The following is a 15,910-nucleotide window of genomic DNA, read 5'->3' as shown; positions in this document are numbered from 1 at the left end:
CGAAAACTTAGAAATCCGGGATGATCCCAAATTTCCCAGGCAGGCCTTCCATCAAATCGCGACGGTTTCCGCACATGGCAGTCGGCAGATCTGCAAAAGCCCATGCGGCTCGCGGTTGCTGATCGCGATGCTGCCGCCGTGCCGCTCGATGATCTCGCGCGCGATGGCCAGCCCAAGCCCGGCGCCGGGAAAGGATTTGCGCCGGGCCTGGTCGACGCGGAAGAAGGGCTCGAAGATCTGCGCCAGCAGCTCGGGCGGCACGCCGGGACCATCGTCCTCGATACGGATCACCGCATGGTCGCCCTGGCGCCCCAGCGCCACCCGCGCCCCGCCGCCATGGGTCGCGGCATTGGCGATCAGGTTGCGCAGCGCCCGCTTCAACGCGATGGGGCCGGCATGGACGGTCAGCGGCGGCAGCTCGCCCAGTTCGACCTTCTGGTCCAGGGCGCACAACTCCGAGGCGATCTGGCGCAACAGCGGGTCCAGCCGGATGGGCTCGGCCCCGTCCGCCCCGACCTCCTCGCGCACCAGGCGGATGGCGCTGTCGGCGATCATGTCCAGCTCTTCGAGATCCAGGAGCCATTTCGCCCGCTCGGCCTCGTCCTCGATGAACTCGGCGCGCAACCGCATCCGGGTCATCGGCGTGCGCAGGTCGTGCCCCGCCGCCGCCACCAGCCGCATCCGGCTTTCCATCGCCTGCCTCAACTGCGCCGAAAGCCGGTTCAGCGCCCGCGCCGCGGTCCGCACCTCGCCCGTGCCGGTTTCGGGGATCTGCTCCAGACCGCCGTCCGGGCCGACGCGATCCACCGCATCCTCGAGCAGTTGCAGCGGCCGCGTCAACCGGCGCGCGGCATGGAGCGAGATGGCGGCGCTGCCCAGCACGATCAGGACCAGCCACACTGCAAGCACCTGCCAGCGCCCCGGCGGCGGCGACATATCCGGGATCGGCAGCACCAGCCATCCCTGCGGCAGCACATGGACCGAGGCGACCAGCGGCTGGCGCTCGCCCTGCCGCGTCACCACCACGTCGAGCGGCGTGCCGGTGCGGCGCAGCGCCTCGCGCAGAAACCCGGTCTCGTGCATGTCGATCTCGCCCGGCGCTGGTTCGGGCCGCAGCTCTGTCCGGGGTGCCTCGCCGCTGCCATGGCCCAGCAGGGCGACGGTCAGGTGGATCTGCATCGCCACCGGCTCCATCGTGGCCTGCGGCGATGGCGGCTGCATCACCTGCGTCGCGGCATAGCTCGCCAGCACCACGACGCTGACGATGGCCGCGATCAGCAGGGCCGCGATGCGGGTGCGCAGCGAACTCATCCCCGCCCCTCGCCCACGCTGCTCACCGGCACGGCAAGCTGATAGCCGCCGTTGCGCACGGTGCGGAATATCGTCGCGTCGTGCTTTTCGCCCAGCTTGCGGCGCAGCCGGCTCATCAGCACGTCGATCGAGCGGTCCAGCGGATCGCGGTCGCGGCCCTGGGTCAGGTCCAGCAACTGGTCGCGCGACAAGAGCCGGCCCGGCCGTTCCAGAAAGACCCGCAGCAGGTCGAACTCGGCGCCGGTCAACTCGACCTCGCTGCCATCCTCGGCCAGCACCCGGCGCTGACCGGGATCGACCTCGAAACCCGCAAAGCCGTAGGTCCGGGCCTCGGGGGCGGCGGTTTCGTCCGGTCCGGCCGTCCGGCGCAGCACGGCCTTGATGCGGGCGACCAGTTCGCGCGGGTTGAAGGGCTTGCCCAGATAGTCGTCGGCCCCGAGTTCCAGCCCGATGATGCGGTCGACGTCCTCCTTCAGGGCCGTCAACAGGATGATGCGCAGTTCGGGCCGGTGTTCGTGCAGGCTGCGGCAGATGTCCAGCCCCGAACCGTCGGGCAGCATCACGTCCAGCACGATCAGGTCGGGACTGCCGTCCGCCACCCGCGCCTCGCACTCGCGCCGGTCGGCGGCGGTCAAGACGCGGAACCCCTGCCCCTCCAGGTAGCGGCGCAGCAGGGTGCGGATTTCAGCGTCGTCATCGACGATAAGGATACGGTTCATCGGCACCACCTTGACATGCCGCCGTTCTAGCGGATTTTCGGGCATCCCGCCTGGGCAAATTTGTGACGAAACATTGCCGAAACGGCCCTCGGAAACCTTCGTTTGCAAAACTCGGTCGCCCGGAAAGAATTCGTCACCGACAAGACCTAAGCCGGACAAGGGAGGGGCGTAGCGTCATCGGCATCGCAACCGATGAAAGGCCCGTCCGATGAAGAACGCCCTGTCGAAAACCCTGGCGGTGGCCGCCCTGCTATGCGCCTCCGGCACCCCCCTGGCCGCGCTGGCGCAGAGTGCCGGCGAGGCGCCGCCCCCCGCGGCAGAGGAACCTGCCCATCCCATGCCCGACCTTGCAGGGCACGGCCACGGCCGTCCCGATGCCTTCCGTCCCCCCATCGACCGGCCCGGCCCCGCAGGCTTGTCCCCGACCCTCGGCCTTGCCGGCCATCTTGCCGCCGCCGAGACCTTCCTGGGCATCACCGCAGAGCAGCAGGATGCCTGGCGCGACTATTGCCAGGCGCTGATCTCCTTCCTCGAGCCGGCTGCCCCGCCGGCACCTGAAGCCGGGGCCCAGGGCGACAGGCCCCCGGCTGGTCAGGCCCGCCCCCTGGCCGCCGAGCGCATGGCAGCGCAGGCCCTTGCCCGCGCCGGCAAGGCCCGCGCCCTGCTGGATGCCGCGACCGCCCTGCGCGGAACGCTGGAGCCGACCCAGCTGGAGAGGCTGCAGCAGGTCGATCCGGGCTTTGGTCCGGGATCGCGCAACCCGCGGCATGAAAGCCCGGAACGGTCGGGTCTGCACCAGCCCCGGCCGGGCCATCAGCCCGCACCAGCGCGCTGAGCCATCCTGCGTCAGGCAAAGACGCCAGACGCACCTTCCTTCCAGACCGCAGAACAGCAAGGACTGATGCAATGCGTCGCTTTCTCATGATGACCGCGATAGCGGTGACGGCAATCGGCAGCAGCCAGATGGCCATGGCCGAGACCCGGCCGGATGGCCCGCCGCCGGAATGCCGGCAGGACGATCGCAAATGCCCGGCGCCCCCGGCAAAGGATGCCCGCAAAAAGGGCGAAGGGCCCAGGGGTGAACGCCGCGAACCGCCGCCGCAGGAAGCCCGGCGCGACGGGCACAAGCCGCCCCAAGCGCCGGATCACCGTCCGGGCAAGGTGCGGGACGCGAAAGGCAAGCCGCCGGCGGATAGCCGCAATGCCTTGCGCGTGGGCGACAGCGGCCGCGACGGCCGCGCCTTCCAGCGCGCCGGCAACAGCCGATACGCCCCGGCACCGCGCGGCCAGGAATATCGCGTGGTCCGCGACCAGCTTGTGCTGATGGACCAGAAGACCAAGCGCATCGTGTCGATCCTTGGCCCGATCCAGGCGCAACGCTGAAGGAAATCCCATGAAAAAGGCGATGATTCTGGTGGCCTTGACCCTGCTGAACCTGGCCACGACACCTGGCCTGGCCGAGCCTGCCGCGCGTTGCGAGCAGGCCGCGCAGCGCTGTGTGCTCAAGACCGAGGCGGCGAAAAGACCCGCCGTATCCGACACCGGCGAGCAGCCCCGCAAAGGACCGAAAGTCGGCGAAGTCACCCGTGGCGGCCGGTCGCTCAGGACCGCCGAAGCGCGGAAACTGGCCAGGCCCGCGACCGGCCGTGCCTATCGCGTGGTGGAGGAGCGCGTGGTTCTGGTCGATGCCGGAACCATGAAGGTGCTGCAGGTTCTGGGCTTGGCCTCGGACATCCTGCGCTGACCGCTTCCAGGTGACGCACCAGAGGCGACGGCCGGACACACCCGGCCGACGCCTCTTCTTTTACTGCCCGGCGTAGCGCGCCGGGACGGTCGAAATCACACGCCCCGATGCATCCACCCGCAGGAAGACGCCGGGTTGCAACTCCCAATGCTGGCCGTCGTCGGGTCTTGGCAATGCGTGATTGTGGTAATCGACCCTGACGCCCCGGCCGCTGCGCACCACCGGCTCGAGGCCCTGGGCTTCCGTGCCCACAGGATAGCGGTAGATACGCCCCGTCGGCTCGTCCTTTTCCGAGCAGGCGGCCAGGGCGATCACCAGGGCGAGCGGAGGAATGGTTTTCACGATGATTTCCTTTCGGGATTGCTTTTCCTGGGAAGCTGCTCCCCGTCCCCTCACCCTTTTTCGAGTGCTGTTACGGGTTCGAGCTTTGCGGCGTTGACGGCTGGGAGGTAGCCGAAGATCAGGCCGATGCCGCAGGCGCTGGCCAGGGCGGCGACCATGGAGAGGGGCGAATAGACCAGGGTGAAATTGCTGCTCAGCCGCTCGAAGGCCAGGCCGAAGCCAAGCGCCGCCAGGATGCCCGCCGCGCCGCCGATGACGCAGACCAGAACCGCCTCGATCAGGAATTGCGCGCGGATGTCGCCGCGCCGCGCGCCCACCGCCATGCGCAGCCCGATCTCGCCGATGCGCTCGGTCACGGAAACCAGCATGATGTTCATCACCCCGATGCCGCCCACCAGCAGCGAGATCACCGCGATGGCCGCGACCAGCAGCGTCAGCGTCTGCGTGGTCGAGGTGATGGTCTGGCGGATCTGGTCGTTGTTGACGATGAAGAAATCCTTGCCGCCATGGCGCCGGACCAGCAGGTCCGAGACCATCTGCTCGGCCAGGGCCATGTCCACCTCGTCGGCGACGCGCAGCGTCAGCCCGCTGACGCTGGTCGAGCCCAGGTAGCGCGCCTGCACCGTGGTATAGGGCGCATAGACCGTCAGGCTGGTGGAGCCGCCGGGGCCGCGGTTCTGCGCCTCGGCCACGCCGATCACCCGCAAGGGCACCTTTGCCGGCCATGAAGACCTGCCCCAGCGCCGCGCCCTCGCCGAACAGGCTCTGGCGGGTGCTCTCGTCGATGACGACGTTCTGGCCCATCTCCGCCACGTCGCTTGCGTCGAAGCCGCGGCCCTGGGTCAGCGCGACGCCGGCCACGTCGAAATACTGCTCGCCCACGCCGCTGATCTGGGCGCTGGCCTCGGTCGCGCCGTGGCGCAGGGTCTGCGCGCTGCTGACCGTCGGGCTGACCGAGGCGACATGGGGCTGGCGCGCCAGCGCCGCGCCGTCGGCCGTGACCAGCGTCGTCACCCGCCCCGAGCGCATGTCGCCGAAATCCCGGCCGGGATAGATCTGCAGCGTGTTCGTGCCCAGCCCGGCGATATTCTGCAGCACGCGCTGGCGCGAGCCCTCGCCAAGCGCCACCACCGAGACGACCGAGGCGATGCCGATGATGATGCCCAGCATGGTCAGGAAGCTGCGCAGCTTGTGGGCGCGCATGGCCAGCACCGCCATGCGCAGCGCCTCGGCCAGCCGGCCCAGCACCGGGGCGGCGGCGCGGGCGGGCGGCAAGGCGGCCAGCCGCGCGGGCTCGGCGGGCGCATCGCTGCGGCGGTCGGCGATGATGCGGCCGTCGGCGATCTCGACCACGCGGCGGGCGCGGGCGGCGACCTTGGGGTCGTGGGTGACGATGATGACGGTGCGGCCCTCGGCGTTCAGCCGTTCCAGGATGCCCAGCACCTCGTCGCCGCTGCGGCTGTCGAGCGCGCCCGTCGGCTCGTCCGCCAGGATCACGCGGGCGTCGTTGACCAGCGCGCGGGCGATCGAGACCCGCTGCTGCTGGCCGCCCGAAAGCTGGCCCGGCCGGTGGCCCAGCCGGTCGCCCAGGCCCAGCCGGTCCAGCAGGTCGCGGGCGCGGGCGCGGCGCGCCTCGCGCGGCAGGCCGCGATAGATCGCCGGCACCTCGACATTCCCCAGCGCCGTCATCTCGGAAAGCAGGTGGTAGCGCTGGAAGATGAAGCCGAAGGTTTCGCGGCGCAGCGCCGCCAGCTCGCCCGGATCGCGCTGCGCCACCTCGCGCCCGTCCAGCAGGTAGCTGCCCGAACTGGGCCGGTCGAGGCAGCCCAGGATGTTCATCAGCGTCGACTTGCCCGAGCCCGAGGCGCCCATGACGGCGACGAATTCGCCCTGGGCGATGTCGAGGTCGATGTCCTTGAGCACGCGCAGCACCCCCTCGCCCGAGGGGTATTCGCGCGCGATGCCGCGCAGCCGGATCAGCGGGGATCCCATCTCAGCCACCCAGCGGGCCCATCATGCGCCGGCTGCTGCGGGGGGCCGCGCCGGCCGCCGGGGCGCCGCCCTGTTCGCCGGTCACCACCTGCTCGCCCTCGTCGAGGCCCGAGACCACCTCGGCCACCACCTTGTCGTTGAGCCCGATCACCACGTCGCGGGTCTGGATGCCGCCGCCCGCGGCCAGCACCCGGACCTGGTGGCTGCCGTCGGGGTTGCGCCGGCCAAGCGCGCTCGACGGGATGGTCAGCACGTCCTGCGCCGCGCCCAGGACGATGCTGACCTGCGCCGTCATGTAGCTGCGCAGGTGCCCGTCGGGGTTTTCGACCGGGACGATGCCGGTGTAATAGATGGCGCCGCTGCTGCTGTCGGTGCTGGCGCCGCCCTGGATGGCGCTGTCGTTGACGATGCTTTGCGGCGCCGGCGCGATGGAGGCCAGCACGCCGCGATAGCTGCGGCCGCTGTCGTCGAGCAGGGTGAAGCGCACCTGCTGGCCGGGCCGGACCTTGCCGATGTCGGCTTCCGAGATCTCGGCATGCACCTCCATGCGGTCCAGCTGCCCCAGCACGACGATGGTGGGCGAGGACTGCACCGCGTTCACCGTCTGCCCGGCCTGGCTGACGATGGCCAGCACCGTGCCGGCAGTGGGCGCGGTGATGCGGGTATAGTCGAGGTCGGTCCGGGCGATCTCGATCGCGACCTCGGCCTGGGCGATCTGCGCCTGGAGCGCGGTGATCTGGGCGCGGGCCACCGCGACGTCCTGCTGGGCGCTGTCGATGGTGCTGCGCGCGGCCGCGGCCGAGCGGATCAGGTTTTCCGACCGCTCCAGCGTCTTTTCCGCCAGCGCCAGCACCGCCTGCCGCTCGGCCATCTGCGCGCTGAGATTGGCCAGCGCCGCCTGGGCGGTGCGCAATTCGTTCGCCTGCTGGACCGAGTCGATCCGGGCGATCAGGTCGCCCTGTTCCACCCGCTGGCCCAGCCGGACCGCCAGTTCGGTGATCCGCCCCGAGACCTGCGCCCCCACCGCCACCAGGCTCGAGGGCTTCAGCCGCCCCTCCGCCAGAACCGCCATCTCGATGTCGCCGCGCGCGACCGGCGCGGTCATGTAGCCGGGGGTCGCGGACTTGCCCTCGGTAAGCCCGGCCACGCCGGCCAGAACGGCGACCAGCGCCACGGCGGTCAGGGCAAGGGCTAAGGGCTGGCGCATCGGATCTCTTTCCTTGCTTCAAGCGAATCGATCCGGCATGGGAACGGCGCCGGTTCGCCCGCTTGCGCCCCGAGATAGCGGCGGGCCGTTTCCATCGTTGATCTTGTCCGTGTCGGGAGGTTTCCGCGAAAGCCGAATTTGTAACGAAAGGTTTCCCCCGCACCCTCGGAAACACTTCCTTACAAATCTCTGCGTGCGCCGGGACGATTGTCGGGCATCATGGTTTCGGGTCACGGCAAGACGCGGCCCAAGGACAGGCGACAGGACGCGACCATGACCAGCCAGACCCTGGCCGAAGCCCGACGGCGCATGACGCTTTGCGTGCCGCGCGGCATAGCGGCCGATGCCGGCGCCCGGCGAATGGAGCCGGTCTCGTTCAGCCTGATCGAGTTCGGCGGCGAAAGGCTGGTCTTTCGGCTGGTCGATGCGCGGGGCGACCTGCTGGACCTGATGCTGAATCCGGTCGTCGCCGGCGCCCTTCGCGATTGCATTGCCTTGCACGAATGCCTTGCCGAGCGCCCGGAGCCGTCCGCCGCGCCTCATGAAGGGCAGGCCGGATCTTCTACATCGCGGTCCTGAGGACCGTGCAGCATTTCACCGGAAAGAGAGCCAAGACGTGATTTCCCCCTCCCGCTTCCGGGCCCGGCGCTGCTGCTTCTGGCGGCGGGCTGCGCGGCCATCGGACCCGATCCCGACGACCGCCCCGCGATCTTCGCCGAAGGCGAGGCCGCATCGGCCGACACGCTGGCCAGCCAGGCCTTCTGGGCCGCATATCGCGATCCGGTGCTGAACGAGTTGATCGCGCGCGGGCTGAAGCAGAACCTGGACGAGGCCGCCGCGCGCGAGCGCATCCGCGCCGCCGCCGCCGATCTGCGCGGCACCGGGGTTCTGGCGGCCCAGGCATCCGGCTCGGCCGATGCGTCGCGCAAACGCGGCTCGACTGCGGGCGCAGCGGTGCAGAACGTCAACGCCTCCAGCCTCGGCGCCGGTTTCGTCTTTGACCTGTTCGGCGGCGCGCGGCGCGAACGGCAAGGCGCAAGGACCAGCCTGGAATCCGCCAAGGCGGATCTGGGCACGGCGCGGCTGGCCTGGATCGCCGAGCTGATCGGTGCCGATAGCGACGCGCGCTATGACCCGCTGGCGCTGACGCGGCAGATGGTTTCCAGCCACAAGGAAACCGTCCGCATCATCCGCGAGCAGCGCGAATTCGGCGTGGTCAGCGAATTCGACATGGCCCAGGCCGAGGCGCTTCTTGCTGCTGCGCGGGCCGAATTGCCGGGCCACGAGGCACAGTTCGACGCGCAGGTGTTCGCCATCGCGACCCTGCTCAACCAGCCCGCCTCTTGGGTGCAGGCGCAGATGCGGCGCGGCTCTCGCCAGCCGCGCAGTCCCGGCAGCAGCCGCGCCGGCCTGCCGGCCGACCTGCTGCGCAACCGGCCCGATCTGCGCTCGGCCGAATACGACCTGGCCGCGCTGGCGCTGCTGGACCTGCTGGATTCCGACCGCCCGACGGCCAGCGCCCGGCTCTCGGCCGCCTCGGCGCGCAACCAGGCGGCCAAGGAATGGGCGGCGCTGCAGATCGCGACAGGCGCCGGCGCGGGCGAGGTGGTGCTGGTCGGCCTATAAGCGTTCAGTATCCCGTTCCGACTGCTGCATTCGGTCGCCGCTTCCAAAATTCGGCATCCGGCAATCCCGGCGGATGTTGACCTTGCAGGACGATGGACGATGCGGAATTTCCCCTCCCCTGGCGAGGGGAGATGCAGCACAGGGCAGAGCCGTCGCCGGGATCGGCCCCAGCCGAGTGGCCCCGAATTTCGATCGAAAAGGCTGCATCCGCTGCGCCTGGCGCGGGTCGCGCAGCATCAGCGCCCCCGCTCTGCAAGTCGCCTGCCACGGTCCCATCGACCGCAGGGGTGATCGCAAATCCCGTCCGAGCGCGGGCGGCAAGCCATTGTCAAGAACGGGCCGAAGCCGGCCCAGCGAACGGCATTCGGATACGGCCTTGCGCATGCGGGCTGACGCTCATCTGACCATCGAGAGGTCTTCGTCGCCGCCTTAACCCGGAAGCTGGGTGATGAATTTTGTCACCAGATAAGCCTCGATCGCCTCCGAGCCCCCCTCGGTGCCATAGCCGGATTCGCGCACACCGCCAAAGGGCACCTCGGGCAGCGCCAGCCCCAGATGGTTGATCGTCGTCATGCCCGCGTCGATTTCCAGTCCCAGCCGCTGCATCGTTTCGGCCGAGCGGGTGAAGGCATAGGAGGCAAGGCCAAAGGGCAGCCGGTTCGCCTCGGTGATCGCCTCGTCCAATGTATCGAAGCGATTGACCACGGCGATGGGGCCAAAGGGCTCCTCATGCATGATCCGCGCTGCCAAAGGCACATCGGCCAGCACCGTCGGCGCAAAGAAATTACCGCTGTTGCCGATGCGCTCGCCGCCGATGACCAGCCGCGCGCCCTGTTCGACCGCATCGGCGACTAGTCCCTGCAGGGCGGCGACACGGCGGTCATTCGCCAGCGGTCCCATCTGCACACCCTCGTCGAAGCCGTTGCCGACGCGGGCGCGGGACAGCGCGGCGCTGAAATCCCCCAGGAAAGGCTCGAAGGCCGCGCCCTGCACCAGAAAGCGCGTGGGCGAAACGCAGACCTGCCCGGCGTTGCGCAGCTTGCTGCCCGCCATGGTCTGCGCCGCGCGGGCGATATCCGCATCCTCGCAGATGATGACCGGAGCGTGACCGCCCAGCTCCATCGTGGCGCGCTTCATGTGCTGGCCGGCCAGGGCCGCCAGATGCTTTCCGACCGGGGTCGAGCCGGTGAAGCTGATCTTGCGGATCACCGGATGCGCGATCAGGTATTCCGAGATCTCGGCCGGCACGCCATAGACCAGGTTCACCACCCCCGCCGGCACCCCGGCATCGGCGAAGGCGCGGATCAGTTCGGCGGGCGAGGCCGGGGTTTCCTCGGGCGCCTTGACGATGATCGAGCAGCCGGCGGCCAGCGCACCCGACAGCTTGCGCACGACCTGGTTGATCGGAAAGTTCCAGGGCGTGAAGGCCGCGACCGGCCCGACCGGCAGCTTGATCGCCATCTGCGTGACGCCCGGCATGCGCGCGGGGATGATCTGGCCATAGGCGCGGCGGCCCTCTTCGGCGAACCAGTCGACGACATCGGCGGCGGCCATGGTCTCGCCCCTGGCCTCGGCCAGCGGCTTGCCCTGTTCGCGGGTCATGATGGCGGCGATGGCATCGGCGCGCTCGCGCAGCAGTTCGGCGGCGCGGCGCATGATGCGATAGCGGTCGAAGGCGCCGGTCGCGCTCCAGACCCGGAAGCCGCGCGCGGCGGCGGCCAGCGCCGCATCCAGATCGGCGCGCTCGGCCTGGGCCAGCTGGCCGATCACCGCGCCGCTGGCGGGATCGGTTACCGCGATGCTGCGGCCCCCGGCACCCGGCCGCCATTGGCCGTCGATGAACAGAAGCGTGTCGGGATAGGCGGCGGTCATGTCTTTACCTTTTGCTGTTTCAGTCGCGCGGGGCATAGCCCAGGGCCAGGGAAATGGCGCGGGCGGCCTCCATCACAAGCGGCGCGATCTCGCGCAGCTGCTTGCGCTTGATGCGGGAATCGGGGCCGGACATGCCGATGGCGCCGGCAAGCTCGCCCGAGCGGTTCAGGATCGCGCAGGCGCAGGCGGCGATGCCCTCGCGCCATTCGCCCTCGGGGACAAGGGCATGACCCTGCTCGCGTGCGATGCGGATATCCTCGCGCAGTTCGGCAAGCGTGGTGCGGGTGGTGTCGGTATAGCGCTGCATCCGGCCCTCGAAGCGGTCGAGATAGCTGTCGGGCATCTGCGCCAGCATCGCCTTGCCGGTGGCGACGGTATAGGCGGGGGCGCGGGCGCCGACGCTGGTATGGGCGCGGATGTGATGGGCGCTTTCGATCTTGTCGAGATAGACCACCTCGCTGCCATCCAGCACCGACAGATGCACCGTCTCGCCGGTCTGCTCGGCCAGCCGGGCCATGGCGGGGCGGGCGATCCGGGTCAGGTCCATGCGGCGGATGACATGGCTGCCCAGTTCCCAGATCCGGGTGGTCAGCTCGTAATGGCTTTGCGGCGGCACCTGCCGGACATAGCCCTGCGCGATCAGCGTCGCGAGCAGGCGGTGGACATTGCTTTTCGTCAGCCCCAGCGCATTGGCCAGGTCGGTCACGCCCCGCGGCTGGTCGCTGAGCGCAAGCGCCTCGATCAGCCGCAACCCCTTGATGAATGCCTTGTCCATGTCCGGCTTGGTCTTCCCTTGCTGGCGCGGGCCGGCGCGGCCCGCCCTTTTGTCATATATGCCCCAGGCCGCACCGAACAGGCCAGCCCAGGCATCCTTACTGCGCCAGAAGCGCGTTCAGCTGTTCCTGGCCGTATTCCTCGTTCGTGGTGGTGCCGTGGCCCGAGGCGGCGCCCCAGTAATCCGGGCTCCATTCGATGGCCTTGGCCAGGTTCTCGGGGTTGTTGGCCCAATACGTGCTGATCTCGGGATCGGCCTGCTCATAGACCAGGGGCGAGGGCAGCGCGACCGGATAGGCCGAGGTCAGTTCCGCCGCGCGCTTGGCATCCAGCCGCCAGGACAGCAGCTTCAGCGCGTTGTCGTAATTCGGCGCGCCCTTGGGGATCGAGAAGAAGTCGTAATAGACGAAGCCCTGGTTCCATTCGACTTCCAGCGGCGCGCCTTCCAGCGCCAGGACCGAGGACGAGCCGGTATAGGCCATGCACATGTCCGCCTCGCCGTCCAGCAGCAGCTGCGGCGCCTGGGCCGAGGTGGTCCACCATTTCGAGACATGCGGCTTGATCTCGGCGATCTTCTTCAGCGCGCGGTCCATGTCGATGGGATAGATCTGGTCCTTGGGCACGCCATCGGCCATCAGCGCGGCCTCCATGACAAAGCGCGGCCAGGCGGGCAGGCAGCGCTTGCCGGGGAATTTCTCGGTATCCCAGAAATCGGCCCAGCTTTCCGGCTGCGCCTCGGCATAGGTGTCGGTGTTGTAGACCATGGCGACGCCGATCACCTGCAAGGCCACGCCCTTGGGCCGCTTGAGGTTGTCGGGCATGGTCGCCAGCGTCTCCTGCGCCTCGGGCGACAGCTTGGCATAGTCGATGTCCGCCAGGCAGCAATCGCCCAGCAGGCGGGTTTCCTGGTCGAAGATGAAGGTCAGGTCCCATTCGGTCTTGCCCGCCTCGACCTGCGCCTTGATGCGGGGGCCGGAACGCGCCTCTTGCACCGTCACCACGTCGATGCCGGTTTCCTTCTCGAACGGGTCATACATGACCTCGCGCAGCGCATCGCCATAGGCGCCGCCGGGATCCTGCATCACCACCTCGCCCTCGGCAAGTGCGGGGCCGGCCAGCAGCGCGCCCAGGGCCAGCGCCGAGACCGCGCCGGTCAGTCTGTTCAGTCGCAGCATTCCATCCTCCTCCATTGGAACATTCTTGTGGTTACGCGGGCTTACCGCGCGTCAGGACCGGCCGGGCCAGGATGATCCCGCCCACGACCAGCAGCACCTCCAGCGTCGAGACGACGGCCAGAACCGGGTTCAGCTGATAGTTGATGTCCGCCCACAGCATCAGCGGCAGGGTCTTCATCCGCGGGCTGGACAGGAACAGCGACAGCACCAGCTCGTCGAACGAATGCAGGAAGGCAAAGAACACCGCCGCCGCCAGGCCCGGCGCGATGGCGGGCAGCGTCACCGTGCGGAACACCGTCAGCGGCGAGGCGCCATGCACCGCGGCCCCCTGCTCCAGCCGCTGGTCCACCGCCTGCAGCGATGCCGCGACGATCACCACCACGATCGGGATGCCGCCGATGGCATGGGCGGCGGCCAGGCCGAGGTAGGTGCCGACCAGCCCCAGCTTCAGGAACAGTGCGTAAAGCGACAGGCCCAGCACCACCGGCGGCACGATCATCGGGCTGACCAGCAAGAGCATCAGCGCGGATTTGTAGCGGATGTTGCTGCGCACGATGCCCATCGCCGCCGTGGCGCCCAGGCTGACCGAGATCGTCGCCGAAAGCAGGGCGATCAGCAGCGAGTTGCGGAAGGCGTTCATCCAGTTGCTGTCGCTGAAGAATTTCTCGTACCAGCGCAGCGACCAGGCGGGCGGCGGAAAGGTCAGGTAGCTGGCCTTGCTGAAGGAAATCACCATCACGACGATGATCGGCACGACCAGCGCGACGATCACCGCCCCGCCCATGATCCGCACCGTCCAGCGCCCCCAGCCGGCGGGCAGCCGCCCCATCAGCCGCAAGAGCGGCCAGCCCAGCAGGTCGGCCAGCACCATGCCGAGCCCCCGGCGCGGCGCCTGCACGCGGGCCGCCGTGGCGACGGGCTTGGGCTTGCCATCGCCCAGCTTGCCGCCGCCCCAGATGAACTCGAACCCCATGATCCGGCCGGCGACGCCGACCACGACCAGGGTGATGACCAGCAGCACCACGGCCAGCGCCTGCAGGAACCCCTCGCCGGTGATGGAATCGGCCTGCTGGGTGATGTGCATGGCGAACATCTGGTCGCCCGGCCCGCCCAGCAGCGTGGGCGTGATGAAGAACCCCAGCGCCGCCACGAAGACCAGCAGGAAACCCGCGCCGATTCCCGGCAGCGTCAGCGGCAGCAGCACGCGCCAGAACACCGCCAGCGGCCCCGCGCCCGAGGCCAGCGCCGCGCGCGTCAGGCTGCTGTCCAGCCGCGCCACCGAGGCATAGATGCTGAGCACCATCAGCGGCAACAGCACCGCCGTCATGCCCAAGAGCACTGAGCCCCGGTTGAACAGCAGCGCCAGCGGCGTGTCGATCAGCCCCAGCATTTGCAGCAGCTTGTTGATCGGGCCGTTCCGGCCCAGCAGCACCATCCAGGCATAGGTGCGGATCAGGATGGCGATGAAATAGGGCAGGATCACCGCCGTCGCGATCAGGATCTGGGTGATGCCGCGCGTGCGATGGATCAGCAGCGCCGTGGGATAGCCCAGCAGCACGCAAAGGCAGGCCACCGTGAAGGCGATCTTCATGGTGCGGACCAGCGATTCCCAGTAAAGCGGGACCGAGAACACCCGCTCGAAATGCGTGGACCAGGTCGGGCCGGACATGCTGACCCGGAACAGGTCGATCAGCGGCAGCAGATAGATCACCGCCAGGAACAGCACCGCCGGCACCAGCAGCAGCGCCGGGCTTTTCAGCCGCTGCGCCAGGGGCGTGCGGGGGGCGGCAAGGGTCGCGTCGCTCATGACAGCACCCAGCTGTCGGCGGCGCCCCAGCCGACATGCACCTGCGCGCCGAGCTCGGGCAGCTCGCGCCCGGCGATGTCGGGGCAGCGGATCAGCAGGCGCTGGCCGTCGTCCAGCACCACCTCGATGCGCAGCACCTCGCCCAAAAACAGCGCCGAGGTCACGGTCGCGGGCAGGGTGCCGGGCGCGGGGGCGGCGTGGATCGCGATGCGCTCGGGGCGGATCAGCACGGTGGCGCTGTCGCCGGACACGCCATGGCGCGATTCCGCCTCGAAGACATGGCCGCCGGGGGTGCGCAGCGTCAGGACGCGGCCGTTTCGGCCCAGCACCTGCGCGTCGATCAGGTTGCTTTCACCCACGAAGCCCGCGACGAATCGGCTTTGCGGGCGGCGATAGATCTCGGCCGGGCGGGCGATCTGCACGATATGGCCCGCGTCCATCACCGCGATGCGGTCGGACATGGTCAGCGCCTCGGACTGGTCATGGGTCACGAAGAGGATGGTCGAGCCGATGGCCTGGTGCAGTTCGCGCAGTTCGATCTGGATCGATTCGCGCAACCGGCGGTCCAGCGCGCTCAGCGGTTCGTCCATCAGCACCACGCGCGGGCGCATGACGATGGCACGGGCGATGGCCACGCGCTGCTGCTGGCCCCCCGACATCTGCGCCGGCAGCTTGCCGGCATGGTCGGACAGCCGCATCATCTCCAGCGTCTCGGCCACCCGGCGGTCGGCTGTCGCGCGGTCGATCCTGGCCATGCGCATGGGAAAGCCCACGTTCTGCGCCACGGTCATGTTCGGAAACAGCGCATAGCTCTGGAAGACCATGCCGAAGCCGCGCCGATGCACCGGCACGTGCTGGATCGGCTTGCCATCGACCAGGATCTGGCCGCCGTCGAGGCTCTGGAACCCGGCAAGCAGGTTCAGCAGCGTGGTCTTGCCGCTGCCCGAGGGGCCGAGCAGCGTGATGAACTCGCCCGGTTCGATGTCCAGGCTGATGCGGTCGGCCGCGACGAAGGCGCCGTATCTCTTGACCACCTCGCGGATCGAGATGCCGGCGCCGATCGCCTCTTGCGCCCGCACGGCGGCAGTGGTCGTGGTGCCGGACGTTTCAAGGCGCATCTCGCGCCGCGCCAATGTCTGCGCCATCATTTCCTCCCTCGTTCCATATTATAGAACGCTATTCTGTATTTCATTGTCGGCGCTCTGCCCCGCTTGTCAAGAATTTCCGACGGGCGGGCGAAATTTCTGCAAAATGCCGCGATGGGAATGGATTGACTTGCCGGTTTGGCTCTGCCTATCATGATTTTCAGAACTATGTTCCATATTTTGGAACGCGCGGGAA

The 15,910-nt window shown here is 68.9% G+C and carries 14 protein-coding genes and 1 pseudogene; 5 read left to right on the top strand and 10 right to left on the bottom strand.

Features of this window, described 5'->3' with window-relative positions; translation table 11 throughout:
• Positions 1-51: 51 nt before the first annotated feature.
• Together KF941_RS25935 and KF941_RS25930 are read right to left on the bottom strand one after the other, a co-directional pair.
• On the bottom strand, positions 52-1,311 hold the full coding sequence (locus KF941_RS25935) for an ATP-binding protein (RefSeq protein WP_214275001.1): 1,260 nt from the start codon (positions 1,309-1,311) through the stop codon (positions 52-54).
• On the bottom strand, positions 1,308-2,030 hold the full coding sequence (locus KF941_RS25930) for a response regulator (RefSeq protein ID WP_240540627.1): 723 nt from the start codon (positions 2,028-2,030) through the stop codon (positions 1,308-1,310). The genes KF941_RS25935 and KF941_RS25930 overlap by 4 nt, the downstream gene beginning before the upstream one ends.
• A gap of 208 nt (positions 2,031-2,238) precedes the next feature.
• On the opposite strand from KF941_RS25930, the gene KF941_RS25925 reads away from it, so the two are divergent.
• The 3 genes from KF941_RS25925 (at position 2,239) to KF941_RS25915 (ending at position 3,774) form a co-directional block, all read left to right on the top strand.
• Positions 2,239-2,865, top strand: a complete 627-nt coding sequence (locus tag KF941_RS25925; RefSeq protein WP_214275000.1) for a hypothetical protein — start codon at positions 2,239-2,241, stop codon at positions 2,863-2,865.
• Positions 2,866-2,936: 71 nt separating this feature from the next.
• Entirely contained in the window at positions 2,937-3,413 is a 477-nt protein-coding gene (locus KF941_RS25920; protein ID WP_139294133.1) for a hypothetical protein, read from the top strand.
• 10 nt (positions 3,414-3,423) lie between these two features.
• Positions 3,424-3,774, top strand: coding sequence for a hypothetical protein (locus KF941_RS25915; RefSeq protein ID WP_214274999.1), 351 nt, complete (start codon positions 3,424-3,426; stop codon positions 3,772-3,774).
• A gap of 60 nt (positions 3,775-3,834) precedes the next feature.
• Here the strand turns inward: KF941_RS25915 and KF941_RS28465 are convergent, their stop codons facing one another.
• From KF941_RS28465 to KF941_RS25900, 3 genes and pseudogenes are all read right to left on the bottom strand, one after another.
• Entirely contained in the window at positions 3,835-4,116 is a 282-nt protein-coding gene (locus tag KF941_RS28465; protein ID WP_214274998.1) for an RcnB family protein, read from the bottom strand.
• A 50-nt stretch (positions 4,117-4,166) separates the two neighbouring features.
• A pseudogene (locus KF941_RS28600) lies at positions 4,167-6,108 on the bottom strand (MacB family efflux pump subunit).
• A gap of 1 nt (position 6,109) precedes the next feature.
• On the bottom strand, positions 6,110-7,315 hold the full coding sequence (locus tag KF941_RS25900; RefSeq protein ID WP_214274997.1) for an efflux RND transporter periplasmic adaptor subunit: 1,206 nt from the start codon (positions 7,313-7,315) through the stop codon (positions 6,110-6,112).
• A 273-nt stretch (positions 7,316-7,588) separates the two neighbouring features.
• Between KF941_RS25900 and KF941_RS25895 the strand changes: the two genes are divergently transcribed.
• A complete protein-coding gene (locus tag KF941_RS25895) occupies positions 7,589-7,894 on the top strand; it encodes a hypothetical protein (RefSeq protein WP_214274996.1) in 306 nt (101 codons plus the stop codon).
• Between the two features lie 204 nt (positions 7,895-8,098).
• Positions 8,099-8,941 (top strand): TolC family protein, encoded by an 843-nt coding sequence (locus KF941_RS25890; protein ID WP_346429030.1) that lies wholly within the window; start codon positions 8,099-8,101, stop codon positions 8,939-8,941.
• A 429-nt stretch (positions 8,942-9,370) separates the two neighbouring features.
• Here the strand turns inward: KF941_RS25890 and KF941_RS25885 are convergent, their stop codons facing one another.
• From KF941_RS25885 to KF941_RS25865, 5 genes are all read right to left on the bottom strand, one after another.
• On the bottom strand, positions 9,371-10,813 hold the full coding sequence (locus KF941_RS25885; protein WP_214274995.1) for an NAD-dependent succinate-semialdehyde dehydrogenase: 1,443 nt from the start codon (positions 10,811-10,813) through the stop codon (positions 9,371-9,373).
• 19 nt (positions 10,814-10,832) lie between these two features.
• On the bottom strand, positions 10,833-11,588 hold the full coding sequence (locus KF941_RS25880; protein WP_036760543.1) for an IclR family transcriptional regulator: 756 nt from the start codon (positions 11,586-11,588) through the stop codon (positions 10,833-10,835).
• Between the two features lie 97 nt (positions 11,589-11,685).
• Positions 11,686-12,762 (bottom strand): extracellular solute-binding protein, encoded by a 1,077-nt coding sequence (locus tag KF941_RS25875; protein WP_036760561.1) that lies wholly within the window; start codon positions 12,760-12,762, stop codon positions 11,686-11,688.
• 31 nt (positions 12,763-12,793) lie between these two features.
• Entirely contained in the window at positions 12,794-14,569 is a 1,776-nt protein-coding gene (locus tag KF941_RS25870; protein WP_140848193.1) for an ABC transporter permease subunit, read from the bottom strand.
• Positions 14,566-15,717, bottom strand: coding sequence for an ABC transporter ATP-binding protein (locus tag KF941_RS25865; protein ID WP_240540625.1), 1,152 nt, complete (start codon positions 15,715-15,717; stop codon positions 14,566-14,568). The genes KF941_RS25870 and KF941_RS25865 overlap by 4 nt, the downstream gene beginning before the upstream one ends.
• Positions 15,718-15,910 lie beyond the last annotated feature (193 nt).

It is taken from the genome of Paracoccus sp. pheM1 (assembly GCF_018499825.1).
Lineage (GTDB): Bacteria > Pseudomonadota > Alphaproteobacteria > Rhodobacterales > Rhodobacteraceae > Paracoccus > Paracoccus versutus.
The sequence above is the reverse complement of the archived record's forward strand: the minus strand, read 5'-3'. Positions and strand labels throughout refer to the sequence as shown.